General features: G+C 39.4%; 27 protein-coding genes. 14 read left to right on the top strand and 13 right to left on the bottom strand.

All coding sequences use genetic code 11. The features are described 5' to 3' along the window. Window positions 1–226: 226 nt before the first annotated feature. Together JN11_RS08245 and JN11_RS08240 are read left to right on the top strand one after the other, a co-directional pair. On the top strand, window positions 227–2,404 hold the full coding sequence (locus JN11_RS08245; RefSeq protein WP_144911539.1) for a penicillin acylase family protein: 2,178 nt from the start codon (window positions 227–229) through the stop codon (window positions 2,402–2,404). Between the two features lie 44 nt (window positions 2,405–2,448). After that, entirely contained in the window at window positions 2,449–2,937 is a 489-nt protein-coding gene (locus JN11_RS08240; RefSeq protein WP_144911537.1) for a hypothetical protein, read from the top strand. Between the two features lie 21 nt (window positions 2,938–2,958). Here the strand turns inward: JN11_RS08240 and JN11_RS08235 are convergent, their stop codons facing one another. The 3 genes from JN11_RS08235 to JN11_RS08225 are packed head-to-tail and all read right to left on the bottom strand — an operon-like array spanning window position 2,959 to window position 4,792. Next, window positions 2,959–3,423 carry a YybH family protein gene (locus tag JN11_RS08235; RefSeq protein WP_144911535.1) on the bottom strand — a complete coding sequence of 155 codons (465 nt, stop codon included), beginning with the start codon at window positions 3,421–3,423 and terminating at the stop codon, window positions 2,959–2,961. Window positions 3,424–3,480: 57 nt separating this feature from the next. Further along, a complete protein-coding gene (locus JN11_RS08230; protein WP_144911533.1) occupies window positions 3,481–3,825 on the bottom strand; it encodes a TfoX/Sxy family protein in 345 nt (114 codons plus the stop codon). Window positions 3,826–3,862: 37 nt separating this feature from the next. Next, entirely contained in the window at window positions 3,863–4,792 is a 930-nt protein-coding gene (locus JN11_RS08225; protein ID WP_144911531.1) for a hypothetical protein, read from the bottom strand. 115 nt (window positions 4,793–4,907) lie between these two features. Here JN11_RS08225 and JN11_RS08220 point away from each other — a divergent pair, with 115 nt between their 5' ends. The 7 genes from JN11_RS08220 to JN11_RS08190 all read left to right on the top strand — a co-directional run bounded on the left by JN11_RS08220 (window position 4,908) and on the right by JN11_RS08190 (window position 8,654). Then, window positions 4,908–5,480, top strand: coding sequence for an RNA polymerase sigma factor (locus JN11_RS08220; protein WP_246138964.1), 573 nt, complete (start codon window positions 4,908–4,910; stop codon window positions 5,478–5,480). A gap of 11 nt (window positions 5,481–5,491) precedes the next feature. Continuing rightward, complete coding sequence (locus JN11_RS08215) at window positions 5,492–5,902, top strand: hypothetical protein (RefSeq protein WP_211360699.1); 411 nt, start codon at window positions 5,492–5,494, stop codon at window positions 5,900–5,902. Between the two features lie 92 nt (window positions 5,903–5,994). Next, complete coding sequence (locus JN11_RS08210; RefSeq protein WP_144911529.1) at window positions 5,995–6,210, top strand: hypothetical protein; 216 nt, start codon at window positions 5,995–5,997, stop codon at window positions 6,208–6,210. A 661-nt stretch (window positions 6,211–6,871) separates the two neighbouring features. Then, on the top strand, window positions 6,872–7,231 hold the full coding sequence (locus JN11_RS08205; protein WP_144911527.1) for a glycoside hydrolase: 360 nt from the start codon (window positions 6,872–6,874) through the stop codon (window positions 7,229–7,231). Window positions 7,232–7,384: 153 nt separating this feature from the next. Further along, window positions 7,385–7,744 (top strand): glycoside hydrolase, encoded by a 360-nt coding sequence (locus JN11_RS08200; RefSeq protein WP_144911525.1) that lies wholly within the window; start codon window positions 7,385–7,387, stop codon window positions 7,742–7,744. Between the two features lie 120 nt (window positions 7,745–7,864). Then, complete coding sequence (locus tag JN11_RS08195; RefSeq protein ID WP_144911523.1) at window positions 7,865–8,227, top strand: glycoside hydrolase; 363 nt, start codon at window positions 7,865–7,867, stop codon at window positions 8,225–8,227. A 151-nt stretch (window positions 8,228–8,378) separates the two neighbouring features. Next, window positions 8,379–8,654 (top strand): hypothetical protein, encoded by a 276-nt coding sequence (locus JN11_RS08190; protein WP_144911521.1) that lies wholly within the window; start codon window positions 8,379–8,381, stop codon window positions 8,652–8,654. Between the two features lie 57 nt (window positions 8,655–8,711). Here the strand turns inward: JN11_RS08190 and JN11_RS08185 are convergent, their stop codons facing one another. The 3 genes from JN11_RS08185 to JN11_RS08175 all read right to left on the bottom strand — a co-directional run bounded on the left by JN11_RS08185 (window position 8,712) and on the right by JN11_RS08175 (window position 11,392). After that, window positions 8,712–9,203, bottom strand: a complete 492-nt coding sequence (locus JN11_RS08185; protein ID WP_144911519.1) for a cupin domain-containing protein — start codon at window positions 9,201–9,203, stop codon at window positions 8,712–8,714. A 49-nt stretch (window positions 9,204–9,252) separates the two neighbouring features. Next, window positions 9,253–10,317 (bottom strand): alkene reductase, encoded by a 1,065-nt coding sequence (locus JN11_RS08180; RefSeq protein ID WP_144911517.1) that lies wholly within the window; start codon window positions 10,315–10,317, stop codon window positions 9,253–9,255. An 88-nt stretch (window positions 10,318–10,405) separates the two neighbouring features. Further along, complete coding sequence (locus tag JN11_RS08175; protein WP_144911515.1) at window positions 10,406–11,392, bottom strand: helix-turn-helix transcriptional regulator; 987 nt, start codon at window positions 11,390–11,392, stop codon at window positions 10,406–10,408. A 220-nt stretch (window positions 11,393–11,612) separates the two neighbouring features. Here JN11_RS08175 and JN11_RS08170 point away from each other — a divergent pair, with 220 nt between their 5' ends. Further along, window positions 11,613–12,584: a metallophosphoesterase gene (locus JN11_RS08170; protein ID WP_144911513.1), complete on the top strand. Its 972-nt coding sequence runs from the start codon at window positions 11,613–11,615 to the stop codon at window positions 12,582–12,584. A 53-nt stretch (window positions 12,585–12,637) separates the two neighbouring features. Here the strand turns inward: JN11_RS08170 and JN11_RS08165 are convergent, their stop codons facing one another. Continuing rightward, a complete protein-coding gene (locus JN11_RS08165; protein ID WP_144911511.1) occupies window positions 12,638–13,837 on the bottom strand; it encodes a DUF3179 domain-containing (seleno)protein in 1,200 nt (399 codons plus the stop codon). Beyond that, window positions 13,834–14,400 (bottom strand): carboxymuconolactone decarboxylase family protein, encoded by a 567-nt coding sequence (locus JN11_RS08160; RefSeq protein WP_144911509.1) that lies wholly within the window; start codon window positions 14,398–14,400, stop codon window positions 13,834–13,836. The genes JN11_RS08165 and JN11_RS08160 overlap by 4 nt, the downstream gene beginning before the upstream one ends. A gap of 270 nt (window positions 14,401–14,670) precedes the next feature. On the opposite strand from JN11_RS08160, the gene JN11_RS08155 reads away from it, so the two are divergent. The 4 genes from JN11_RS08155 (at window position 14,671) to JN11_RS08140 (ending at window position 20,392) form a co-directional block, all read left to right on the top strand. Beyond that, complete coding sequence (locus tag JN11_RS08155; RefSeq protein WP_144911507.1) at window positions 14,671–16,548, top strand: CocE/NonD family hydrolase; 1,878 nt, start codon at window positions 14,671–14,673, stop codon at window positions 16,546–16,548. A 44-nt stretch (window positions 16,549–16,592) separates the two neighbouring features. Continuing rightward, the gene (locus JN11_RS08150; protein WP_144911505.1) at window positions 16,593–18,248 is read left to right on the top strand and encodes a M1 family metallopeptidase; all 1,656 of its coding nucleotides are present in this window, start codon (window positions 16,593–16,595) and stop codon (window positions 18,246–18,248) included. Between the two features lie 153 nt (window positions 18,249–18,401). After that, the gene (locus JN11_RS08145) at window positions 18,402–19,130 is read left to right on the top strand and encodes a head GIN domain-containing protein (protein WP_246138963.1); all 729 of its coding nucleotides are present in this window, start codon (window positions 18,402–18,404) and stop codon (window positions 19,128–19,130) included. A gap of 146 nt (window positions 19,131–19,276) precedes the next feature. Then, window positions 19,277–20,392, top strand: coding sequence for a hypothetical protein (locus tag JN11_RS08140; protein ID WP_144911502.1), 1,116 nt, complete (start codon window positions 19,277–19,279; stop codon window positions 20,390–20,392). An 88-nt stretch (window positions 20,393–20,480) separates the two neighbouring features. Here the strand turns inward: JN11_RS08140 and JN11_RS08135 are convergent, their stop codons facing one another. The 5 genes from JN11_RS08135 to odhB form a co-directional block, all read right to left on the bottom strand. Continuing rightward, window positions 20,481–22,199, bottom strand: a complete 1,719-nt coding sequence (locus JN11_RS08135; protein ID WP_144911500.1) for an ArnT family glycosyltransferase — start codon at window positions 22,197–22,199, stop codon at window positions 20,481–20,483. A gap of 30 nt (window positions 22,200–22,229) precedes the next feature. Beyond that, window positions 22,230–22,394 (bottom strand): hypothetical protein, encoded by a 165-nt coding sequence (locus tag JN11_RS24410; RefSeq protein WP_170227717.1) that lies wholly within the window; start codon window positions 22,392–22,394, stop codon window positions 22,230–22,232. A gap of 18 nt (window positions 22,395–22,412) precedes the next feature. Further along, a complete protein-coding gene (locus JN11_RS08130) occupies window positions 22,413–22,997 on the bottom strand; it encodes a carboxymuconolactone decarboxylase family protein (protein ID WP_144911498.1) in 585 nt (194 codons plus the stop codon). Between the two features lie 71 nt (window positions 22,998–23,068). Next, window positions 23,069–23,614 carry a peroxiredoxin gene (locus tag JN11_RS08125; protein WP_144911496.1) on the bottom strand — a complete coding sequence of 182 codons (546 nt, stop codon included), beginning with the start codon at window positions 23,612–23,614 and terminating at the stop codon, window positions 23,069–23,071. Between the two features lie 294 nt (window positions 23,615–23,908). Continuing rightward, window positions 23,909–25,504, bottom strand: coding sequence for a 2-oxoglutarate dehydrogenase complex dihydrolipoyllysine-residue succinyltransferase (gene odhB, locus JN11_RS08120; protein WP_144911495.1), 1,596 nt, complete (start codon window positions 25,502–25,504; stop codon window positions 23,909–23,911). Window positions 25,505–25,526: the final 22 nt, after the last annotated feature.

Raw genomic sequence — 25,526 nt, 5'->3', positions numbered from 1 at the left:
TGGTAAATTGAATTTCAGGCACATTATAAGCACACAAAAGCCACACCCATTTGTATAATTTCACTTATATTAGTCTCAAATAAATAGTGAAAACGATACTTCATTAACTTTGGTATACCACAAAGTTAATATTGCCATAATAAAAAGTGTAAAGTTAACATTTATTCAAAAATTTACATAAAATTGTTCTATTTGCTTCAAATTACACAGCAAAACTGTTGTTACTATGACAAACAAACTATTCCTGGCTTTTTTTCTGCTACCATTTTTTTCATTTTCGCAAAAATATGCCACAACAGAAACAAGCAGATTTGAACAGGAAGCCAGGTCGGTTACTATTATACGCGATAATTGGGGTGTACCGCATATTTATGGAAAAACTGACGCTGCCGTTGTTTTTGGGCTGATGTATACCCAATGCGAAGACAACTTTAAAGGGATTGAACAAAACTATTTATACCAATTGGGCAAACAAACCGAGGCCGCTGGTGAAAAAAACCTTTATACTGATGTGCAGCTGCAATTAATTGCTGATACTACCGATGCCATTAAAGATTATAAAGCCAGTCCGCTGTGGTTCAGGAAATTAATGGATGCTTTTGCAGACGGCATAAACTATTATTTATACAAACATCCAGAGGTTAAACCACTTGTATTTCAACATTTTGAGCCCTGGTTTGCCTTAATGTTCACAGATGGCAGCGTATCAGCAACGGTAACTGGTGGCATCAGCTTAAATGAAACCAGCAAATTTTATGGGGCAGAGCCAGAAACGCTGGGTGCCGTTTATAAATCTGACAATATTGATGAAAGGGAAATCGGATCAAACGGGTTTGCTATTGCTCCGGCCCGCTCGGCAAGCGGAAATGCAATGCTGTATATTAACCCGCATGTGCCCTTTTATTTCAGGAGCGAGGTACAACTTGTGAGTGACGAAGGATTAAATGTGTACGGTGCCGTTACCTGGGGACAGTTTTTTGTTTACCAGGGCTTTAATCAGCACTGTGGCTGGATGCATACCAGCAGCAATGCCGATGTTGGTGATTTGTATGCCGAAAAAGTGACCAAAAAAGACGGGCAATGGTTTTATGAATATAATGGGCAACTTAAACCGGTAAGTACTCGCAAACTGATACTGAAAATTAGAAAAGGCGATCAGTTCGAACAAAAAGAGATAACGGGTTATTTTACCCATCATGGCCCAATATTAGGCAGCAGAGATGGAAAATGGCTGGCGCTTAAAGCCAATAATCGTTCGTACAATGCTCTGCTGGAATCATGGCTCATTACCAAAGCCAATACTTTTGCCGAATATAAAAAAGCAATGGGTTTGCTTTCAAATGCCACTAACAATACCGTTTATGCTGATGACCGGGGCAACATAGCCTTCTGGTACGGCAACTTTATGCCCAACCGTGACGCTAAGCTAGATTGGACCTTGCCTGTTGACGGCAGTACCCCTGCAACTGAGTGGAGGGGCTTGCATTCCCTTGATGAAATTGTACACGTATATAATCCGGCAACCGGTTGGATTGAAAACTGTAACTCTACGCCGTTTACTTCGTCGGGCATAAGCAGTCCGGATAAAACACAATACCCTGCTTACATGGCACCTGACGGACAAAACTTCAGAGCTGTAAATGCGATCAAACTATTAGATAATAATCAAAAACTAAGCATTGATGAGTTGATTAGTAAAGGTTATGATCATTATTTAACAGCATTTGATGTGTTATTGCCCCCGCTGTTTAATGCGTATAATACAGCCGAAGATTCGATCAGGCAAAAGCTTGCCGAACCCATTAAAGTTTTACAACAATGGGATAGGAACACGGCTGCAAACTCCGTAGCATCAACCCTTGCTGTTGAATGGGGAACGTTAATGCTACGTGAACTGCCTGCCGCTAAAACAGCTGAAGCAGGCACCTATCAAACAGAACGGGTAAATATCATGCTTAAAAACATTAGCAATAAACAAATACTTGAATTATTTGGCAAAGCACTCAGTAACCTGCAGCAACTTTATGGCAACTGGCAAATTAACTGGGGCGATATTAACCGTTACCAACGCCCTGCCAATGGCATTAGTTTTAATGACAGCTTGCCAAGTTTGCCGGTTGGTCTTACTTCATCAGCGTTTGGACAGCTACCCTCTTTTGTAAGCCGCACCATGAATACTAAAAAACGCTACGGCTATTCGGGCAACAGTTTTATTGCTGCCGTGGAATTTGGTTCCCGTATTAAAGCAAAAACAGTAATAACCGGCGGACAATCATTCGATCCCGCTTCAAAAAACTTCACCGACCAAGCTGGCATATATATTGAAGGTAAGTTTAAAGATGTTTTATTTTATAAAGAAGATGTGTTAAAGCATGCTGAAAAAACCTATCATCCCGGTTATTGAGTAAAATATTAAAAACAAGTATATTTAGCAACAAATTAAGGCTGATGAAAAAACTTTTACTTTTTCCTGTACTATTAATGATTGGCATAAACCTATATGGGCAAAGCATAAAATTTGGTGACCTGATTTACTTCACCAGCCTTAGTAACAGGGAGGTATTTGATAACCTGATGAGAGGAAATACTTTCAGGCAGGATTACACCATGCAGGTGAATGGCCAGGAAATTGAATCGTTTAAAAGCATTGGTGCAAGAGCCAATATAGAAAAAATTGAAGTCGGTAAGTATTCCAAACTAAATGATGGAACTATGTTGCGTACTGTTAATTATACATCAAACAGTCAACAGGATATCATCAATATGATTAGCCAGGTTAAAAGATATGGCCTCGATCTTAAGTTCCAGGGTGCCGATTCAACCAATACTATCTATTTATACGATAGTAATTTTTACAAGGTAAGCATCTACCTTCGTCGCGACCAAACATCGGGTATGATTGAAGTGAAGCAGAAAGAATATCTGGGTCTGGATTAAAAACATTTGCATACCATGCAATCAACCCGAGTGGTCGTGCAATATTTTCCACCCGTTTTTACCATGTACCATCACTATGGAGTACCTGCCTGAACGATCGGGCAAGTTATTTCCATATAAGGTGAACGCACCAGTTAAAAGAGCATAATTGCTTCCTAAAAAGCGTACCTGCATATCAGAATAACGCAAGCTCTGTTTGGGCATACTGCCGTTAAAATACTTTTTTTCATAAAGTCCCCTTATAGATTGGATTCCTACGGGTCCGGTGGACATCATCATAGTTGCTGATGGATCATACATATTCATAAAGGCATCCAGATGACCTTTATTCCATTCATCAGTTGAACTGTTCATAGTTCTTATAATTTCTTTTGCCTCAATAGCGGTATCAATTACCTGAGCTTGTACTTTGCCAACGAGAGAAAAGAGCATTAACACGGCATATTTTACCACATGCCGTATTGATATATTGGGGATTACATTCATAACTATTTTTTAGTTTTAAATTAGAAAAACAAACCGGAAATATACGTACACTTCCACTCACTTACCTTTCTTTTTTGATGCTTTGGCTTTCGGATTAAAATCAAGGCAAAGCTTTACCCAGCTATCGAAATCTTTTTGATTATGCCAGGCTTCTTCGCTTACATACACATAATCCTTCATAGGGATACCCCGCGACATCATCTGACGTACGTAATTATTCTCTAAAGCCATCTCCGCCTCTTCAGCACCTATACGGCACATCATTTCATCGCCGCTTACACAAACACACATCTTATCATTAACCATAAAACAAACGCCCCTAAACATTTCCTTTTCGGTTATGTTGGGCAAATCAACCAAGGCTTCCCTTATCCTGTCAGCTAGTTTTGTATTGTAGGCCATATTATTTAGTTGTTGGTTATTGGGTCTGTGTTTAGCTTTAATCAGCTCCGTTTAACCTGAACCTTATCTCTTTGCCTATGCCTATAAAGCTTTTATGATTTAACGGAAACTCCAGTATAACATGTATCAGGCTTAAAAGAAACAGCCATTTGATACCTAAACGGTAATTATAAAAGTATAAAGTAACGGAGGCTGCCCATATTATCCCTAAAATTACAGCTCTGGTAACAGATATCCTATGCCAATTAATTACCCTTGTTTTGGTAAACCAGTTTAAATAATGATAAGTATAGGCAAAGGCAATTAACCGGGTTAACATTACAGCAGCCGGACTGGTATAAACATTAACAGATGGGCTGCGTAAGGCAACAGTAATAAGCTTTTTAAAACTATCATAATTATTTATTGCCCATGTGGCCGGGGTGTTATGGTAAGAGGTAAACAAAACGCACAATAAAACCGGGCAAAGCAAAAAGAAAATAAACGCCAGGTAACCTGAAACAATTTTATCTTTCAGTGCTCCAAATAGTATAAATGCTCCTGTAAAAAGATACACATGGATAAAGGTAGGCACATATAAGCCAAAAATGGTGCGCAACAGGTTATTGGTAAGTAAAAAGTAGCCAGCTATTATTAATACAATAAAAGCCAGTATCCGGCTAATGCTCCCCCTAACCACTATCAAAATAAGCGACAGGCCAAATGTGTAATAAATTAAATTGGCTGCAGGTAATTTAAGCAGCAACGCTAAAATAACTACGGCAGCTATAAGAAGGTAATCGTACTTTTTTAGGGTGAAAAACTGTCGGGCATTTAACCAGGATATTTCGGTAAGGTAATGGGCCGGACCTAATATGGCATAGGACAAAAGTACAAGCTCGAACGGAATAATAAACGCCAGGCAGGCTGATGCCAGCATAGCCGCAATGTTCAGATAATTTATTCGGTTGAGTTTGATTTCGTTCATTGGGTCATTAGTTCATTGGTAATGATACCATGAACTAAAAAAAGTAAGATTTTTTAAAAATAAATTAAAATGTTCTGATTTCACAATCGTCCTATCTTTATAAAACAATAATACATTGATAACAGCCGTAATGCCCGAAGAAAAAAACAACACTATCATACACGCCATAACAGCGTATGGTAAAAACTTGTTGGGCTTTATACGGCGCAGGGTAAACAACGATGCCGATGCCGAAGACATTCTGCAGGATGTTTGGTACCAGTTTAGTTCGGTAATAAATTCGGAGCCTATTGAGCAAACCGGGGCATGGTTATATCGTGTAGCCCGCAACAAAATACTCGATAAGCATAAAAAGCATACCGAAACCCTACTGGATGATATACTGCCCGAAACAGATGATGAGGATGAAGCCGCGGACTTTAAAGCCATCCTGATGACGGAAGCTAAAACGCCGGAAACAGAGTATCTGCGTAACCTTTTTTGGGAGCAGCTATTTGTCGCACTGGATGAATTGCCCGAAGAACAAAGACAGGTTTTTATATGGCATGAGTTAGACGACATTTCCTTTGCTGAAATTGCTGACCGTACCGGAGAAAAGGTACAAACGCTGGTATCGCGCAAGCGGTATGCGGTATTGCATCTGCGCAAAAGGCTGAAACAACTGTATGAGGAAATTACAGAATATTAAATATTAAAGAAATGAGAATGTTAAATAATAGAAAGAAATTATTTTTTGCTCCCTTCGCCATAGCAGCATTTGCTGCATTGATTGGCTTTGTGGTGATGGGTTTGTGGAACTACCTATTACCAGGCATACTACACGTGGGCACCATTACCTTCTGGCAAGCCCTGGGTATATTTATATTATGCAAAATACTATTCGGGTTTGGCAGAGGTGGTCACCGTTTTGGTGGCAACGGTGGCGCTCCATGGATGCGCCGCAAAATGGAAGAGCGATTTAGGAATATGAGTCCTGAAGAAAAAGAAAAATTTAAAGAAAAATGGGAACAAAGATGCGGTGTTCATGGCAGATGGAGAGGAGAAGGCCGTCATCCATTTGATAAATGGAATGATTTTACTGCACCTGAGGCTGAGAAAACAGCAGAATAAAATTGAAAGTCTGAAGTCCTGAGCCTGAAGCCAAATTTATCGGCTAAGTGCTCGGGACCGGAGACTAATGAAACATACCTAAAACTCGAAAAATGGATATACTTATATTTACAACCAACATTGAAAAGCCAGAACAAGTTACTGCTGTACAACCACTATTAACTTCGGTTCCGGCAATTAGTCAGTGGAATTTTGATCTGGAAGATTGTGATAATATTTTAAGGATTGAAGCCAACAACATTTCTCCGCGGTATATCGAAAATCTGTTGCAAACAGCCGGATTCAATTGCCAGGAATTGGAATATTGAGGGTAACCTTAAATCAATTTTACTTTATCTTTTCAAAACCATCAACGTTTTGTTTATTGATAGTCAGGTTACCTTCTATAGCCGCATTAAACCATCCTTCAATAAAATAACAGGCAAATTTTTATTTGAGGGCGATGATGTTCCTCTAAAATCAACAAGTTTTAAATCTTTAAAATTGTTCACCTCTATTCCATTGGTAAAATAAGGCTGATTGATGGTATAGTCCCAGGTGAGTTTAAAATCATTCAGCGTCAGGCCGTTAAACCGGATATATTAATTCAAACAATTGTTAGCGCTCATCCAGGTACCCGCCTAAATCAATATTACCACCCATTACGCTATTTAATTTGCTATTGACAAATTCCATGGATCAACTGCTTTTTGAATAGCTGTTATTTACAATTTCACCATCATTTAAGACCTTCACAATGCTTAATGCTAAAAGTTTGGACATAAGAAAGCTAAAAAAGAAACAAGCAGCGCAATGCCGTTGTTAAATGAAACGTTATACTCATAATTAATCGGTTAGCCTTTGGGTGTCCAAAACCTGGCAATGTTAAATAAAGATTTTTAACCGGGTAAATTGTTATAGCAAACTTAACACATTGTTTATGATTTAATTTAATACCATTTCTACCTTTAATAATTGAAAATCAACATCATGAACAAGAAGTTAATCACTACTGCATTTTTGTTATTGTGCTTTTTTGTAAGCTTTGCCGCTATTGAAAATTTAAACGGTAAATGGACAGGTTTACTAAAAACCGACCAGGGCGATGAATACCCACTGTTATATAATTTCAAAATAGAGGGCAACCAGTTAACCGGTACTGCCAAAACGCCAAAGGGTGATATGCCCATAAATGATGGCAAAATAACCGGGGATACTTTTACTTTCAATGTAATTGTAAACAATATGGAAATTGACCACAGCGGTAAATTTTATGGCGACTCTGTTGGGGTTGATATCAGTATGGGCGATGCAAAATCGCATGCTACCTTAAAAAGGATAAATCCTTAAAATAAAGGGATTTTATAAGGGAGAAACGGACTGATAAACACCGGCCCGCTTTTTATACCTTTTTATTTTACAGGCTTTTAATATTTTAAATAAATGTTTATACATTTATTGTAACCAATATAGCTTAATAGCATCTTATAAAAAAACTAAAGAATGAAAAAGAAATTTTTAACTACCACAGCTCTTTTATGCTGTTTTATGGTTTGCTTTGCCATAGTAGCAGATTTAACCGGAAAATGGACCGGTAATATCAACACACCAGATGGGCAACAAATTCCGGTAACTTACAATTTTAAGGTTGACGGCACTACACTTACCGGAACTGCAGATTCTCCACAGGGAACAGTAGCCATTGACAAAGGATTAATTAACGGTAACGATTTTTCATTTAGTGTTAACGTTGGCGGCACTGACTACCCTCACACTGGAAAAATGTATGCCGACTCATGCGGTATGGATATTGACTTGGGTGGACAGAAAGTGCATTTCACTATAAAAAGAGCAGACAAATAAGCTAACTATCTGTAAAAAAGACTTTTGATACCCTGCGTTTGCGGGGTATTTTTTTTATATTACACCGGCCAATTGTAACACTTAAACCAAAATTAAATCTTATTAGTAAAAAACTCAATCATGAAAAAGAAACTCCTTACAACAACAGTGCTGCTTTGCTGCTTCGTAGTTTGCTTTGCAATAGCGGCAAGCCTATCCGGAAAATGGACAGGCTCAGTAAAAACAGCTGATGGCAATGAATTTCCGCTTACTTATGTATTGAAGGCCGATAGCGGTAAATTGACCGGAACAGTAATATCACCACAGGGTGAAATTGGCATTACCGACGGCAAAACCAACGGTACCGATTTTAGCTTTAGTGTTTCTGTTAATGGTACCGATGTAAAACATACAGGAAAATATTATGCTACTGCCGACACAGCTGGATTAGATATAGATTATGATGGCATGAAAATGCATACAACTTTAAAACGCGTCCAGTAAAAAAGCAGCTTTTCTGCTAATAAATAAAAGAACCTTACCTCCCGGTAGGGTTTTTTATTGGAATATTTTCAATAATTTTCACATTATCTGCAACTTATTTTTCCAAAAAAGCATCTAATGTATACTAAACTTACAGTATACCTTACTGCCTATGGAAGCTGATGCCTATATCATTAACCTGGCGGCTAAAAAATTGGCCGGCGAGGCTACTGACGATGAAATAAATGAGTTAAATAAACTTTTGGCTGAAAACGAAACGTTAAAAAATTCGCTTAAGAACGTTTTTGCCACGTGGGACAAGATTGACTTTGACAACAACTTGAGTGAACATGAAATTGAACAGAACCTCGGTCGCATTTTAAAAAAAATTCACCATAAGATAAACCCCGAAGGCAACTTGCCGGATGGACCTCTGAAAAACTGCTGATAGAGCAAACAACAAATCAGGTCATTGCGATCCATTTGCAATGACCTGGTTTTATTTTTAACCTAAAAAATCAGGCGGGTAAAGTTTTTGCCTATATTTTTCTGCAATAGCCCGTAACCGGGTTAACTCTTCTTCATTCATTACTGGCGGTGGTAAAAATGTGCCGGCCTCAACGGGTGTGCCTATTTCTTCAAAAAATGCATCGAGCCCTGCTGGAATAACGGTACATAACAAATGAGCCATTTCATTGCCTGTATTTTTAAAACAATGTACTTCTCCTCCTGTGGGAATATTTACAAAAGAGCCTTTTTTTGCAGCATATTTGCCTGCTTCGGTCTTAAACTCAACTTCACCATCTACTACATAAAACAGTTCACTGATGTCAGTATGCGAGTGAGGTCCCGGACCGCCGCCCGGTGGAACAAGCATATCTATTACGGCATAAGCACCTTCGGTTTGTTTACCAGAAACAATGATCCGATAAGAGTCGCCTACTACAGAGAGACTTTGTCCCTGGTTTTCATCTACGGTTATAATGTTGTTTATCATAACAAAAAATTTTAGTGTTAATTATTAAACAGATATGGTATAAGTATTTTTAAAGTACAGGATAATCGATATACCCTTTTTCGCCCGGGGTATACAGGGTAGCAAAATCCAACTGATTTAGCTCCATCCCTTTTTCAATACGGGTTACAAAATCGGGAGTAGCTAAAAAACTTCTTCCAAATGCAATTAAATCGGCAAAGCCTTTTTGTAATTGATCTTCGGCTGTTTCGGCGGTGAACCCGTTACATAAAATAATGGTATTTGAAAAAGCAGAGCGGATAGCATTAAAAGTTTTTTGAGGGATAGTCGGGTTGGCAGAAATATGAATATACCGGATATCTAACTCATTCATTGCCTTTGCAAGGTAAGTATATGTTTCGTGTACTTCGTCTCCATTATAGGCTTGTAAATCGCCCAGGGTTGAGAAAGGAGAAAAACGGATACCCACTTTTTCTTTACCGATAGTTGCAGCCACCTTTTCTGCAATTTCAATAGTTAATCTCGCCCTATTTGCTATGCTTCCGCCATATTCATCGTTACGGTTATTAACATTGGGATTTAAAAATTGTTCAAGCAAATAACCATTTGCAGCGTGCAGTTCCACACCATCAAAACCTGCTTCTATTGCGTTTTTGGATGCTGAGACGTAGCCTTCAATAATAGCTTTTATACCTGTGGTGGTTAAAGCTACTGGTTCGGAGTGATCTTGCATACCTGCGGTATCGGTATAAATTTGTCCCGCAGCTTTAATATTAGATACCCCTACCAGTGTTGCCCCTTCGGGCAAATTATCTATATGACCTATTCGGCCGGTATGCATCAACTGCAGAAAAATTTTACTGCCATACTGATGTACACTGCTGGTTACTTTTTTCCAGCCATTAATTTGTGCCTCATTATAAATACCCGGAATGCGGGGATAACCTAAACCTTCGGGTGCAGGTGCGGTTCCTTCAGTGATGATCAGGCCTGCCCCGGCGCGTTGTCCATAATAGGTTGCCATCAAATCATTAGGGATATTATCGATGGCGCGACTCCTGGTCATCGGCGCCATTACCATATGGTTCTTTAAGTTGAACCCTTTTTTGCTGTATGCTGTTAAAATCGTTTTCATTTTGTTGCTGTCATTTGTTTTGTATTGACAGAACAAATGTAGCCCGGCCTGGCAGGTTAAAATAACGCTTAAAGACTACAAAATAGTCCTATCCGGCGAGGGAGTATTTTTTGGGGGTGATGCCGTAAAATTTTTCGAAAAGCCTTGAAAAATGGCTCAGGTTTGAAAAGCCAAGCCTATAGCCTGCTTCTGATACCGAATAGCCTGCATGTTTCAACAAAAAGCCAGCCTCCTGCATCCTTTCATTCTGATAATAGTTGTAAATAGTATCGCCGAAAGTTTGTTTAAATAATTGCTTCATTTTGGTTTCGCTCATCCCGGCCATTTTTGCCAGGGAAGCCAGCTGTGGTGGCACGCTCAGGTCTGCAAGCAGCGCAGTTCTGATCACATACAATTTATCTATATCAGCCTTATTAACGGGGCTTTGTTTTTCATCGGCCCTGCTCAGCAACTTATCAAACAAAAGATAAATCATTTCGTGCGTTTTTATACTGTAGTATAAATCGCTCAGTTTACTCTGATCATTAATTTCAGAAATCTGCTTCAGCACCCGTTGTACTTCGGGGTTCATTTTTTCGTGATAAAAAAACAGGGTGTTACTGTTGAGAATAGTTGCTAAAGGGCCGTTCACGTTTTCAATACGAAGCAAGGCAGACAATACCTGGCGTTTAATGCCAATTACACAAAAATATACTTCGCTATTAGCCGGGAAAAAAGTTTCAGTGGATAATGAGGTAGAAGCTATCTGAATAGATGAACCATTATTTTTTAAAAACTGAATGGCATCTTCCCTATCGGCTGTAAAGCCTGCTGGTATTTCATTGCTATTGAATACAATGGAAATTAAATCATTGGGTTCTGCATCTGGCGCTATTCGTTTTAAATGGAAGTCCTGTTTAAGGGTATAATGATGCAGCACAAATTTAAAGCCGGGCTCTACATCCACCCATTTAATGCGCCCCTCACCCAGGTTGGCAGGAATTTGTAAACTGTTTTTAAAAACAGGGATATTAAACTTTTCGCCAAAGCTTTTTACAAAATTAAAAGAAGGCTGAACGGTGAACTCAAAAGTCATTGTTTAAAAATATGCATTTTACAGTAAATTGTATGCAGCCTTTCTTTTCGTACACGTGCACCTCTTCTAATTTACTTTGCAACTATAATTTCTACTCCATCAAGGCATTTGTTTACAATTATTTAAACATTCCTTATCAGCCAGTAATTTTTATTATCGATAATTTGGCGGCTGCTGCCTGCTACAGATTTTCATCTTTATTATTTAATCGTTTATCAATATGAAACGCAGAGATTTTGTTATCAATACTACCTTAACCGCCATAGGGGCATCGTTAATTAATCCATTGAGCGGTCTTGCCGAAACTCCTGTTACTCATTTAAATAGTGAAGATGTATCTCCAAGAGCGGCATTAGCCAATGATTTCCCTTTAAACTTTTTGGCAGTTGGCGACTGGGGTCGTAATGGCGAATACGACCAGACAGAGGTAGCCAAACAAATGGGTTTATGGGCAGCCACACATCCCAATAACTTTGTAATATCTGTTGGTGACAACTTTTATCCATTGGGCGTAGTAAGTGAGAATGATCCTTTGTGGCACTATTCGTTCGAAAATATTTACACTGCACATTCTTTACAGTGCGATTGGTACCCGGTTTTGGGAAACCATGACTATGGATCGGATCCAGAAGCACAGGTGCGCTACAGCAAAGTAAGCCGCAGGTGGAATATGCCTGCCCTTTATTATACCAAAGAGGTGAATTTGGCAAAAGATGCCAAAGCATTATTTGTGATGATAGATACCGATCCCTTTCTTTTTGAAACCAAGAAAGATTATGTGGAGAAACAGATGGAATGGATAAACCACACGCTTGCCAATGCATCGGCTGATGTAAAATGGAAAATTGTGGTTGGCCATCATCCTTATTATACCGTGGGCCCGCGTATTACCAATTATGATACGTTAACCATGCGAAAAGCCATGACTGATGTTTTTGAAAAACATAAAGTGGATGTTTACCTGTCCGGACATGATCATTCCCTTCAGCATTTAAAGCCCGCAGGCTATACCCACCAGTTTATTTCGGGTGCCGGATCAGAGCTTACGCATGTAACAGCAGGGATTGATTACAGCAAATTCCAGGCTTCGGAACATGGGTTTATGTATTTTTCGGTTGATCCGAACAGGTTCCATGCAAGCGTAATTAACGTTGACGGCACTGTAATTTACGAAACCACACTTACCAAATAATCTAATAAGTACTGACAAGATACTTTCCCACGGGTTCATCTTTGAACACCTGTTTATTCTTTTAAAAACAGCGTATTCGGATGAAAGTGTTTCCAGGAGTGCCAGTATTCTTGATAGGCTTGAATCTTGTCCAGCTTGCAGCCCTTTAAATAACCTGAGGTTGCCAATCCGTCCCAATCCCAAATGGATGCAGTTTCCTGGTCAGTAAGCATTCCAGCAGTATCCAATTTAAAATGCAATGCTTTACCATTTACTGTACTGTTAAAGGCATGGTAGGTTAGGCTATCATCTTCAATGGCAACCAGCAAGGGTCTTTTGTTTACCTGGTCATTAATAAAACGTTTTTTAAACAGTTTGCGCCAATCATAAGCCTTTGGCTGCCCGTTAACAATCACTCCTAATACCCAGCTTTTTCTAATCAGGGTGTCCTTATTTTTGATGGTGCTATCCCGATCAACCGCCTGCAATCGATCGTAGTTTTTTAAGTCGTTATAGTCATTCAGGTAATGTTCATCAGGCTGCAGGATAAGCGAGCCAGGGTGTTTTTCCAGCCAAGCGCTAAGGGTTGATTGTTCATAGGGCAGTTCCTGCAAATGATTGCCCTTTAATTTTCCTACGGCGGCGTTTCCAGTCGCCTGGTACCACCATGTTTTGGTATCCTGATCCTCAATAATAGCATTATAATGCCTTGCACCCACCAGCCTGAAATTTTGTCTTTTGCCGTTTACAATCGGACTATAAACCCTGCCTGTACGGCACATGGTGCAATAGGTAACCAATACAGGCTCGTTGCCCACATTGTCCTGCACTTTATGATGATAGCCCAAATACACCAGCGGATAGGCTTTGGCCACACCATTATTAACCACACCTATAATTATAAAGCTTTCGGGCACTTTGTTGTGGATTGCATTGGCAAATTTGATAGTTTGCGGCTCTTCAAACATGCTTTCGGCTTTAAACATTACGTCGGTAAAGTAAAAACTAACCAGGCATAGTACCAGCACTGTTCCTTTAACCAATTTACCCGAGGTTGAATTTCTGGCAAAACCTTTAAACAGGTACCACAAAATAAATATGGCACCTATCAGCCGTAAGGGCATTACTATTTTTTCCAGGTAATAAGATACGGTTATGGCATTGAGTTCCTGGCTACCAGGAAACGGCATTAGCAGGTAAGCATGAATTAATCCAGGTACTACCAGTAAAATTACCCCTATCCAAAAAATTATTGATCTGTTTCGCTTTTTCATTTGGTTTCGTTCAGGCTTGCATAGCGGTTAGGCGAGGGCATATAGCCACTGGTTTTTAAAATATTGGCTAACCGGTCATAAAAAGCCGGATCTGTTGGAGTAACGGTGGCCAAACCATCAACATACTTATTATATAGGCAAAACAGGGCGGCTATCAATACCGTATCATGAATTTCCAAATCAGTTGCACCTGCGGCGCGGGCTTTTTCCACCAGTTCAAGGCTTACAGTTCGTGCATCGGCCTGGGTGCGCCGGGCTATCTCAAGCAATTGCTTCATCTTAGCGCTTACCGGTGCATGTTCGGGATTGTTTTTTACCATTTCAGCTGTCTCCCGTTCGCCTAAAAGTACATCGGCAACTGCGGTATGGGCCGCAGTACAAAACCTGCATTGGTTACCCTGTGAGGTAACAGTGGCAATCAATTCCCTTTCACCTTCGGTTAAGGTTGATTCGCCGCGTAACAATATTTGCGTAAGCTGCCTGATAGGCAAAGCAGTATCCTGCCGGTAACTCAGCAAACCGGTGATACCGGGCAGATTCTCATCTAATGGTATATGGGGCATTTATAATTGGTTTAAATTATTCAAAGTGCCGTTATAGAATTAATTGGGCTACATAAAATATCCCATTAATTATTTTCCGGTAACTCCTCTGATGAACACTTGGTTTATAACGATGTTAAATTTATTAAAATTAACATTGTAAAGAAACAAAATCGTTTTTTTTAAGCATTTCTTTCTTAGTGCTTTGTAACAGTATTATCACCAATACATCAATAAACGATTAACTTACTAAATTAGGCCTCTAATTAGCTATTAACTGACCAATTCATTATGAAAAAATTACTACTCTTAACCGGGCTGGTGTTGTGGTATTCCATTACCTTCGCCCAGGCGCCCGCAGCCGAAGACACTTCCTATGTAAGGGATCATTACACCAAGATGGAAACGTACATTACCATGCGCGATGGTAAACGTCTTTTCACATCCATTTACATGCCGAAGGATCAATCAAAAAAATACCCAATGTTGATGACGCGTACGCCGTATACAGTGGCTCCCTATGGTGCAAATGCTTATAAAAGATCGTTGGGTCAAAACAAGTTTCTGGAAAGAGAAGGCTTTATTTTTGTTTACCAGGATGTACGCGGTAAATGGATGAGCGAAGGTGATTATGTAGATGTACGCCCCGATATCGACAATAAAAAAAGCAAAAAAGATGTTGACGAAAGCTCTGACACTTATGACACTATTGACTGGCTGGTAAAAAACATCCCCAACAATAATGGCAAAGTAGGTATTGAAGGCATTTCATATCCTGGCTTTTACTCTACTGCATCATTACCAAATGCACACCCTGCATTAAAAGCAGTATCGCCGCAGGCACCGGTTACCGATTGGTTTATTGGTGATGACTTTCACCACAATGGTGCTTTGTTCCAGATGGATGCTTTTGCATTTATTACCAGCTTTGGCGTACCAAGACCAAAACCTATTACCCCTGCAGAATTTAAAACTGCGATTAAATACAAAGAAGCCGACAACTATAAATTTTACCTGGAATTAGGTGCGCTGCCAAACTTTAAAAAATATTACTTCGGTGATTCTGTTAAGTTTTGGGACAACATGATGGCACATCCAAACTACGACAGCTTTTGGCAGGATATGAACATCCGTCCGCATTTAAAAAACATTACCCCTGCAACTATGACTGTGGGCGGTTTTTTTGATGCCGAAGATTGCTTTGGTGCGTTACACGTATTTAAGGCACTGGAAGAACAAAACCCGGCTACACACAAAAACATGCTGGTTATGGGCCCTTGGTTCCATGGCGGCTGGGAGCGTGGCGATGGTCAGTTTTTTGGCGATCAGGACTTTGGTTCAAAAACCAGTGCCTGGTTTGAAGAAAACGTAGAGCTTCCTTTCTTCAAATATTACCTCAAAGGTGAAGGAGAATTAGATTTGCCAAAAGCAACTATCTTCATCAGCGGAAGCAACGAATGGAAAAAATTCAGCGAATGGCCGCCAAAAAATACCGTTGAAAAAACACTTTATTTTCAACCGAACGGCAAATTATCATTTGATGAGCCTAGTGCTACCGATAGCTTTGACGAATACGTAAGTGATCCAAGTTCACCCGTACCTTATCAGGATGGGATCCAATCACGCCGAACAAGAGAGTATATGCTTGATGACCAGCGTTTTGCAAGCCGCAGACCAGACGTAAAAGTTTATCAAACTGATGCCTTAAATGAAGATATCACCCTAACCGGTCCGGTAATTGCCGACTTGTTAACCTCAACAACAGGTACAGATGCAGATTATGTTGTGAAAATAATTGACGTTTTCCCTGATAACTACCCTAATCCGGTTCCAAACCCTAAAAACGTAACTTTAGCTGGTTACCAGATGCTGGTTCGTGGGGAGGTTTTCAGAGGCAAGTTCCGTAACTCATTTGAAAAACCTGAACCATTTGTACCAGGTAAAGTAACCGAGGTAAAATATAACCTTCCAGATGTAGCACATACTTTCAGAAAAGGTCACCGCATTATGATTCAGGTTCAAAATACCTGGTTCCCCTTGGTTGACCGCAATCCGCAGCAATTTGAAGACATCAACCAAGCTAAAGATTCAGACTTCCAAAAGGCAACCATCAGGATTTATCATGATACCGCAAATAAATCGAGTGTAAAAGTTACAGTATTGCAATAAAAACAGCTTGCATATTGTTAAATTACACAGATCAAAAATTGAAAATGAAAATAAACAACTTATTAATTTGCGCCCTTGCACTAATTACCTTTAGTGCAAAGGCGCAATTAGGTGTTCCAAAAGAAAAATTTACCCGCGCCGATTCATTGCGCGGAAACTTAACACCATTACGTACCTGTTACGATATTGACTACTATCACCTTGATGTTAAGTTTGATATTGATCAGAAATTCATCAGCGGCAGCAACCTTTTTAAATTTACCGCCACGCAAGATTTCACCAAACTTCAATTTGACCTTTTTGCTAACCTAAAGGTTGAAAAAGTAGTTTATAAAGGCCAAGAGCTGCCTTATACCCGCGAGTACAATGCCGTTTTTATAACCTTTCCTAAAACTATAAAAAAGGATAGCAAGGATGAGTTTAAAGTTTACTACTCAGGTAATCCAACCATAGCTAAACGTGCACCATGGGATGGTGGAGTGGTTTTTACCAAAGATTCTGTGGGTAATCCATGGGTAGCTACTGCCTGCCAGGGCGTGGGCGCCAGTATATGGTGGCCCAATAAAGATCATCAATATGATGAAGTGGACAGCGCACTGATCAGCATTAGCGTACCTACTGGCCTGCAGGATGTATCAAACGGCCGTCTGCGTAAGGTTACTGACCTTAAAAATGGCTATACCCGGTACGATTGGTTTGTTGCAAACCCTATTAACAACTATGATATTGAAGCCAATATTGGCAAATACACTCATTTTAGTGATACTTACGCCGGCGAAAAGGGAAATCTGAGCCTTGATTACTGGGTACTTACTTATAACCTTGACAAAGCCAAAAAACAATTTGGCGAAAATGTAAAGGATATGATCAAAGCTTTTGAACATTGGTTTGGCCCTTATCCTTTTTATGAAGATGGCTATAAACTGATAGAAACACCACACCTTGGAATGGAACACCAAAGCGGAACAGCTTATGGAAACCATTACAAAAACGGGTACCTTGGTCGCGATCTTTCAGGTACGGGATGGGGCTTGAAGTGGGATTTTATCATCGTGCATGAAAGCGGGCACGAGTGGTTTGGCAATAACATTACCTCCAAAGACCTTGCCGATATGTGGATTCATGAAAGCTTTACCAATTACTCAGAATCGCTGTTTATTGAACAACGTTACGGCAAACAGGCCGGACAGGAATATGTACATGGCACCAGGATGGCTATTCAAAATGACCGCCCTATAATTGGCCCTTACAATGTAAACAAAGAAGGATCGGGTGATATGTATTATAAAGGCGGTAACATGCTGAATATGATACGTACCATTATTAACGACGATGAAAAATGGCGCAGCATATTACGCGGTTTAAACAAAACTTTTTATCACCAAACGGTTACTTATGATCAGGTTGTAAACTACATCAATGAACAGGCGGGGAAAGATCTCAGTCCTGTTTTTGATCAGTACCTGCATTATAAAAACATCCCAATTCTTAACTTCATGTATATGAGGGGCAAATTATATTGCCGCTGGATAGCCGATGCAAAAGGCTTTAATATGCCTGTTAGAGTTCGGATAAAAGGTGGTGATTATCAATTCATCACCCCAACAACTGATTTTAAACCAGTTGAAATTGCAGATGCAACCAAAGATAATATTGAAGTGGATACCTTTGATTATTACATAGGGGTGCTTATAGACTAATCAACTGCATAAGGACTCAATCTGGCAAAGCCGGGTGAATACTAAATTCATCAGGCTTTGTTGTTTTCGCCAGTCATCATTATTTTTTGATTGGCTGCAACCTTATTAATTTTCAACACGTCTTATTTTCAAAACTGATACATTATGAAATCAATGAGTAAAATCCTACTGGCTGTGGCTATTTTAGCAGGCAGCGTTTATAGCTATGCTATCCCAACTCCAACTGTTAAAGTTCATGTTAATGAAATTGTCGACCGTCATCTTTCAGGTTTCAACGCAGTAAACGTTGCCGGTTCGTTTGATGTAAAAATTGCCCAAACAGGTGCTGAATCGGTAAATATAGATGCACCGGCAGAAGTAATGGATCACATTTTAACAGAAGTAAATAATGGCGTTTTAAAAATTTATAACAAACATGATAATTGGAACTGGGGCGATTGGTGGGGCCATCATAAAAAAATAATTATATACGTTACCGTAAAAAACATCAACAGCGTTTATATATCTGGTTCAGGGGATGTTGCTTTTAAAGATGGCCTTGCGGCAAATTCCTTAAAATTGAAGATCAGCGGCTCGGGTGATATGAGCGGAAAGATTGATGTAAAAATGCTGGAAAGCAGCATTACAGGTTCGGGCGATATGACTTTATCAGGCCGTGCTGAAAGTTCAACGGTAGATTTAGTGGGCTCGGGTGATTATACTGCGGCTAAACTGCTTACCGTAAGTACCGCAGTTCGTCTTTCAGGATCAGGAGATGCAGAAGTTAACGCGAGTGATAAAATTGATGCGGCACTCCATGGTTCCGGCGATATTCACTATACCGGTGCTGCACATAATGTTTCCAGTTCAAAAACAGGCAGTGGGGATATTTCAAGATTTTGAGTTAATTTATAGGGCGGCCTGACAAGCAGTTCGCCCTATAAGTATGCTAAAACCATCATATTATGATGCATTTGTGACGGATAACAGAACAATGACATTAGGCTTTTCGGCTAATAGTTGTAATTTTACCGCCCAAATGCCTCTATATGATTAAAAAGATTTACGCTATTGTTATTGCTTCTTTATTTGTGGTTTCTGCCTCCTTTGCGCAGGGACCTTCAGCCAATACGCAAGTAACAAATAAGACTGATACCTCAAAAACAGCAAAATCCGGAACTACAGGTGTGGTAAAACAAAGCACACTTGATATTCACTTTAATGGTTTGGCTTTTTTAGATGACCATGAATACGACGCTTTAATTCCTATACGCAAAACCAACTCCGGCACACGTACAGCCATAGACATTGGCTACAATGTTGACAGTTTAAACCACTTTGTAGTTGGTACAAATGCACTGCATGAATTTGGAGGTGTTCCTTATTTTGTGCAAGTCAATCCGGTTGCTTACTATAGTTTTAAAAATAAAAACTGGTTGTTTAATGCTGGTGAATTTCCACGCGATAGCTTACTTCAATTACCACGCGGATTATACAATATAGACTCTGCCCAATATTACCGTCCTAATGTGGAAGGTTTGTTATTGAGCCATAAAGGCATACACGGTGTAGAAACCGGGTTTATTGATTGGGTAAGCCGCCAAACAGCAACAAACAGAAATCAGTTTATGGCTGGAGAGTTGGGCACCTATATACCAAATCCGGGCCATGCATTTTATATTTCGCATGCTTTCTTATTTGAGCACAATGCGGGTTCAAAAAGCGACACCGCAGCTGATATACAGGATAGCGGAGGCGGCCAGCTTCGTTTAGGTTTAGATTATAGCCACAAAACCATATTTGACTCCTTACGATTTGAAGCAGGCGCCCAGTTTACAGGGCATCGAGTGCGTTCACAGTATCAGTTCGAATTTTCCCGCGGATTTGTTGCTAATGTTTATATCGGCTACAAACGCTTCTCTTTGGATGATCAGTTTTATAAAGGCACCCCAAGTGATTTAACTTATGCCGATCCTTTTTACACAAAATCCATTTTCAACCGTGCTGATTTTATGTATACCGCTTTTGTAGGCAAGCATTTAAAGGGTCAGTTCTTTTTAGCATTGTACCAATCGCCGGCGCGTTTAACTGACAGCGAACCCGGCTTCAAGATTGTATATGATATCGGCAGAAAAATAATTGCCAGATTCAAAGATCCAGATTAAGCATACAAGCTTATCACAATAAGAAACCCTCATTAAAGCCCATTTATAAATGCACTTTAACGAGGGTTTTTCATTTTATATCTTCTTCTTAATTAACTGTCAATTTAATTATCCTGCTGTTTTTACTACCCAGAAAGGGATCAGTCCGAATTGAAAAAATGAGGTCAAAAACACCTTTCTTCAACGGCGAAGTTAAGGTGAAAGAATAATGTGTACTGTCGCCAGGTTGTAATTTAATACTATTAAAGCTATCAGATGCTCTTTGTACATCAACCAAAGTATCTCCTTTAAACAAACAAGACTCCATAACAACCTGATGCTGTGACGGGTCATTAGCAAAATTAATGGAGTAAGCATATGGGTTGATTATTTTCAAATCAAAAACAATCTTTTGTTTTGTTGACGCATTTATCTTATATAAAGATGTTTCAATCTTCACTTTTTGATAGGTACGCACATCATTAACCCAAGCCCCATACCATGTCCCGGCAGGTAATTTAATGGTATCTGTCGAAAGTCCTTTTATTGGATAATAAGTCAGGTAATATGCCCGCTTATGCTGCAGACTATCTTCCATTGGCCATATGTCAAACTGGGTTAGGCGATAATAGCGTGTATCATAAGCAAAACACTTCAGGCTGTTGGTATAGTAATCATATTTTGATGGATTTTGAAACCCTTCCATCATTATTACATACGAGTCACCAGCCTTTTGCTTTACCACGTTTGCCCATTCTTTAAATCCATAATAGCTTTTTAAATGTCCGTAGGTTTTAGCAAAACCAAAACCAGCAATAATAATAACCCTTACAATTATAATGATGCTTAGATTTACTATGGCAAGCGGCATTAACCATTTTGGCCTGCCGCCCCGCTGTTTAAAATGAATGAGCACCAGCATCACTAAAGGTGCAAAAAGAATAAATGTCCATTGTGGCTGTACTTCGCCCCTGGCACTGCTAATTAAAAAGAAGGTAAAAGTACCTATACAATTTACCAGCAGGCACCTGATAAAAGCATCCTTTATGCGTACGGTAAAAGCCTTACAAAACAAAAACCACCCTATAAGCGGACCAGCCATTAACAATTGGCCAGGGATATAAGAAAAAGTATTTAAAAAACTGTAATGATCTGCCGAGCGCTCAAACAGGTGATAATTTACAGATGGATAACCATGCTGCGCCTGCCAAATAATATGTGGCACATACAAACCAACAGCCAATACCACTATTAACCAAAACGACCATCGCTTTAACAATTTCCAATTAGCCAATAAGGTAAAGCCAATAACCAATACGCCATTGTATTTGCTGTATAATAAGCCTGCTATTACAATTGCTAATACCAATGCCAGCCATAGCTTATCTTTTTCAATATATTGCTGGTAAAAGAAATAAAACAATACGGTAAAAAAGAAAAGAGGAGCATCTGGCGTGGTAGTGAATCCATAAATATGAAATATAAAAATGCCGGATATTACCAACACAAAAGCAACCGCATCAATCGCATACTTCTTTAAGATAAGCCATAACAAGTAGATGGAAACAGAGCTGGCTAAAACGGTAAGCATCCTTAAGCCAAACTCATTGTGCATTATACTATCGCCAATACGGATAAAGATGGCCACCATTGGAGGATGATCAAAATACCCCCAATCCAGGTATCTTGAGTAAAGCCAGTAATAAGCTTCATCGCCCTGTAATTCTAAAGTAGATGCTTGTATAACGTTTAACAACGTCCAAAACAGCAGAAAATAAAAAACGATCTTGCCTGATTGTGATGATTTATTTAGGGTGCCGTTAATCATTTATTACGCGGTAATTTTTGAACTGCAAAGTTAATATAAAACCAATAAGGCTAACAGGGCAATTGCTATAAACGTACCGGTTTTGATGATGCGATAGTTTTTTATCTTTTCACAAAGAACTTCGCCTGGGTATATTATGGCGATGAAAAGATTTTTAAGCGAATAATATTTAATCTGTGATGAATGATCATCCATCACAGATTAAATTTAAATTTAGAATATCACTTTACCAAAAGAGGTTACCAATGATGCAATTCTTACTGCATCAAAAATACGTTCTTCGGTAGTTCCTAATTTAATTAAGGAATCTTCGTGAGCGTTTACACACATTTCACAGCCGTTTACTGCTGAAATGGCCAAACTCATCAATTCAAAAAATTCTTTACCCGTTACCGGTTTCATCATTAACTGCATGCGGATACGTGCAGGTATTTGCGTGTACTTTTCCTTTTGGGTAAAGTGACGGAAACGATAAAACACATTGTTTGATGCCAGCAATGAGGCACAACCAGCAGCTTCGCCTGTTTCAGCGGCAGTAGCACCCTGCTCTTCAGCATAACGGGTAAAATAGTCCGTTAAAATGGTATTGTTATTATTGATGGCAGTTGATAAGCCAAGCAATGCACATTCTTTTGTACTTAAATGCTCAGAAGTAAGTGTGCTGGTAAAATTAAGTTTTAAGTCACGTAAATAGCGTGATTCGCCTTTTTCAAGTAAGTTTAAACTGCTGTTACGGTATGCGGGATCAACGCCTAGGCCTTGTAATATCTCGATTACTAATTCGGTAGATTCATTCATTTATTTAAATATTAAGGTATAAAAAATCCCCGCATTATGATAAAATACGGGGACTATAGGGGTAGTTTTAATTAAACAGTTATAGTTTCTTCACCTTTAACCCAGTTGCAAGGGCAAAGTTCGTCAGTTTGCAAACCGTCAAGTACGCGTAAAACTTCTTTTACGTTACGGCCTACGCTTAAATCATTAACAGATACCCAACGGATGATACCGGTAGGATCGATGATGAAAGTAGCACGGTAAGCAATTTTTTCATTTGGCTCTAATATGCCTAAATCTTCCGCTAATGATTTTGAAGTATCAGCAAGCATTGGAAATTTAAGGTCACGTAAATCAGCGTGATCTCTTCTCCATGCAGCGTGAACAAATTCAGTATCAGTTGAAGCTCCAATTAAACGGGTATCACGGTCACGGAATTCGCCGTAGCTTTTGTTGAATTCAGCGATCTCTGTAGGGCAAACAAAAGTAAAGTCTTTTGGCCACCAGAACATTACTGTCCACACGTTTTCATCGTTTACAAGAAACTCAGAAGTGATGGTTTCAAACTCTTTACCTTTTTCGATACTTACTACCGCGGTTTTAGAAAAGTCAGGGAATTTTTGTCCTATAGTTAACATATTGATAATTTTTTTATTTCTTTAATGCAAATATACCACTTTTTAAAACAGCTATCATATATAAAGAATCGATAGCTTATAGTTAAAATCTATAACAAGTTGTTTTTATTATCATTTTTACCAATATATTAAAAAGCATCTTTTTACAAAAGGAAAATTTAGACGTTTTCAAAAAAGACATGAAAGAATTGTAAAAAAGAAAATGCGGGTTGGTTCAAAAGCATACCTTATTACAAAGAAAGTAGTAACAAAAAACCCGGCTTTAACCGGGTTTTAATATTTAAAATCTTTTGCTTATACACCTAAAAGTAACCTTGCAGGATCTTCCAGTAATTGTTTTACCCTTACCAGAAAGCTAACTGATTCACGTCCATCAATTATACGGTGATCATAAGATAATGCCAAATACATCATCGGGCGGATAACTACTTGTCCGTTTACAGCAACCGGGCGCTCAATAATATTGTGCATTCCTAAAATAGCTGATTGCGGTGAATTTAATATCGGGGTTGACATCATGGAACCAAATACACCTCCATTAGTAATGGTAAAGGTACCGCCTGTCATTTCTTCCAATGTTAGTTTGTTTTCGCGGGCTTTAACAGCTAATGCTGCAACTGCCTTTTCAATATCAGCCAGGCTCATGCTTTCTGCATTTCGGATAACCGGCACAACCAGTCCTTTTGGAGCAGATACCGCGATAGAAATATCAGCAAAGTTGCTGTATACTACTTCTTCACCTTCAATACGTGCGTTAACAGCCGGCCAATCTTTCAATGCCTCACAAACCGCTTTGGTAAAGAATGACATAAAGCCTAAACCTACGCCATGTTTTTCTTTAAATTTATCTTTGTATTTACTACGGATCTCCATAATCGGCGACATATCTACTTCGTTAAAAGTAGTTAGCATCGCTGTTTCATTTTTAACGGCTACCAAACGTTTGGCTACTGTTTTACGCAATGAAGACATTTTTTCGCGACGATCGCCTCTCGGGCCTGTTGATGCAGGGGCCGGTGCAGGGCTTGCAATGCCTGGTTTCGGACTGGAAACCTGCAATTTCTCTGCATCCTTGCTAACCTGTGGATTTTCAGATACTTTTTCAGCAAGCAGCGCATCTTCTTTTGTTATGCGGCCAGCAACACCTGTGCCTGATACAGATTTGGTATCGACACCTTTTTCTGCCAATATTTTAGCAGCAGCAGGTGATGGGGTACCTGAAGCGTAAGTTGCTTGTTTTGTTGTTTCGGTAGTTGCAGTTGGTGCAGCTACAGGAGCGGCAGCTTTAACAGCCCCGGCACCTTCAATAGTACAAACTACAGCGCCAATTGGCAATACATCGCCTTCTTTGGCAATAGTTTTTAAAGTTCCCGCTTTTTCGGCAGTTAATTCAAATGTAGCTTTATCTGATTCCAGTTCGGCAATAGCTTCATCCATAGCAACGCTATCACCATCCTTTTTTATCCAGCGGGATAAAGTAACTTCGGTAATTGATTCGCCTACGGTTGGAACTTTCACCTGTAAAGAACCGCCTGCAGCTGGTGCAGGAGTAGCATTTACTGGTGTACCCCCAACTGGTGCAGGAGCCGGTGCATTTGCAACAACTTCTGGTTGAGGCTGTGCGGCAGGCTTAGCATCGCTTGCTGAGGCTGCGCCGCCTTCTTCAATCGTGGCAACAACAGCACCAATAGGTAAGGTATCACCTTCTTTAGCTACAGTTTTTAAAATTCCGGCTTTTTCAGCGGTAAGCTCAAAGGTTGCTTTATCTGATTCTAACTCGGCAATTACTTCATCCATTTTAACTGCATCGCCATCTTTTTTAATCCAGCTTGACAGGGTTACTTCCGTAATTGATTCGCCAACCGGCGGAACTTTGATAGTTAAACTCATATTTGAATTTTTGTATGTATTA

This window comes from Mucilaginibacter frigoritolerans, assembly GCF_007830615.1.
Lineage (GTDB): Bacteria > Bacteroidota > Bacteroidia > Sphingobacteriales > Sphingobacteriaceae > Mucilaginibacter > Mucilaginibacter frigoritolerans.
Note: the sequence above shows the minus strand (reverse complement) of the source record. Positions and strands in the feature narration are given on the sequence as shown.

Excerpts from the sequence above, each read along its gene's own strand:
- JN11_RS08245 (WP_144911539.1), top strand. The coding sequence starts at position 227 with ATGACAAACAAACTATTCCTGGCTTTTTTTCTGCTACCATTTTTTTCA.
- JN11_RS08240 (WP_144911537.1), top strand. The coding sequence starts at position 2,449 with ATGAAAAAACTTTTACTTTTTCCTGTACTATTAATGATTGGCATAAAC.
- JN11_RS08235 (WP_144911535.1), bottom strand. The coding sequence starts at position 3,423 with ATGAATGTAATCCCCAATATATCAATACGGCATGTGGTAAAATATGCC.
- JN11_RS08230 (WP_144911533.1), bottom strand. The coding sequence starts at position 3,825 with ATGGCCTACAATACAAAACTAGCTGACAGGATAAGGGAAGCCTTGGTT.
- JN11_RS08225 (WP_144911531.1), bottom strand. The coding sequence starts at position 4,792 with ATGAACGAAATCAAACTCAACCGAATAAATTATCTGAACATTGCGGCT.
- JN11_RS08215 (WP_211360699.1), top strand. The coding sequence starts at position 5,492 with ATGAGAATGTTAAATAATAGAAAGAAATTATTTTTTGCTCCCTTCGCC.
- JN11_RS08210 (WP_144911529.1), top strand. The coding sequence starts at position 5,995 with ATGGATATACTTATATTTACAACCAACATTGAAAAGCCAGAACAAGTT.
- JN11_RS08205 (WP_144911527.1), top strand. The coding sequence starts at position 6,872 with ATGAACAAGAAGTTAATCACTACTGCATTTTTGTTATTGTGCTTTTTT.
- JN11_RS08200 (WP_144911525.1), top strand. The coding sequence starts at position 7,385 with ATGAAAAAGAAATTTTTAACTACCACAGCTCTTTTATGCTGTTTTATG.
- JN11_RS08195 (WP_144911523.1), top strand. The coding sequence starts at position 7,865 with ATGAAAAAGAAACTCCTTACAACAACAGTGCTGCTTTGCTGCTTCGTA.
- JN11_RS08190 (WP_144911521.1), top strand. The coding sequence starts at position 8,379 with ATGGAAGCTGATGCCTATATCATTAACCTGGCGGCTAAAAAATTGGCC.
- JN11_RS08185 (WP_144911519.1), bottom strand. The coding sequence starts at position 9,203 with ATGATAAACAACATTATAACCGTAGATGAAAACCAGGGACAAAGTCTC.
- JN11_RS08180 (WP_144911517.1), bottom strand. The coding sequence starts at position 10,317 with ATGAAAACGATTTTAACAGCATACAGCAAAAAAGGGTTCAACTTAAAG.
- JN11_RS08175 (WP_144911515.1), bottom strand. The coding sequence starts at position 11,392 with ATGACTTTTGAGTTCACCGTTCAGCCTTCTTTTAATTTTGTAAAAAGC.
- JN11_RS08170 (WP_144911513.1), top strand. The coding sequence starts at position 11,613 with ATGAAACGCAGAGATTTTGTTATCAATACTACCTTAACCGCCATAGGG.
- JN11_RS08165 (WP_144911511.1), bottom strand. The coding sequence starts at position 13,837 with ATGAAAAAGCGAAACAGATCAATAATTTTTTGGATAGGGGTAATTTTA.
- JN11_RS08160 (WP_144911509.1), bottom strand. The coding sequence starts at position 14,400 with ATGCCCCATATACCATTAGATGAGAATCTGCCCGGTATCACCGGTTTG.
- JN11_RS08155 (WP_144911507.1), top strand. The coding sequence starts at position 14,671 with ATGAAAAAATTACTACTCTTAACCGGGCTGGTGTTGTGGTATTCCATT.
- JN11_RS08150 (WP_144911505.1), top strand. The coding sequence starts at position 16,593 with ATGAAAATAAACAACTTATTAATTTGCGCCCTTGCACTAATTACCTTT.
- JN11_RS08145 (WP_246138963.1), top strand. The coding sequence starts at position 18,402 with ATGAGTAAAATCCTACTGGCTGTGGCTATTTTAGCAGGCAGCGTTTAT.
- JN11_RS08140 (WP_144911502.1), top strand. The coding sequence starts at position 19,277 with ATGATTAAAAAGATTTACGCTATTGTTATTGCTTCTTTATTTGTGGTT.
- JN11_RS08135 (WP_144911500.1), bottom strand. The coding sequence starts at position 22,199 with ATGATTAACGGCACCCTAAATAAATCATCACAATCAGGCAAGATCGTT.
- JN11_RS24410 (WP_170227717.1), bottom strand. The coding sequence starts at position 22,394 with ATGGATGATCATTCATCACAGATTAAATATTATTCGCTTAAAAATCTT.
- JN11_RS08130 (WP_144911498.1), bottom strand. The coding sequence starts at position 22,997 with ATGAATGAATCTACCGAATTAGTAATCGAGATATTACAAGGCCTAGGC.
- JN11_RS08125 (WP_144911496.1), bottom strand. The coding sequence starts at position 23,614 with ATGTTAACTATAGGACAAAAATTCCCTGACTTTTCTAAAACCGCGGTA.
- odhB (WP_144911495.1), bottom strand. The coding sequence starts at position 25,504 with ATGAGTTTAACTATCAAAGTTCCGCCGGTTGGCGAATCAATTACGGAA.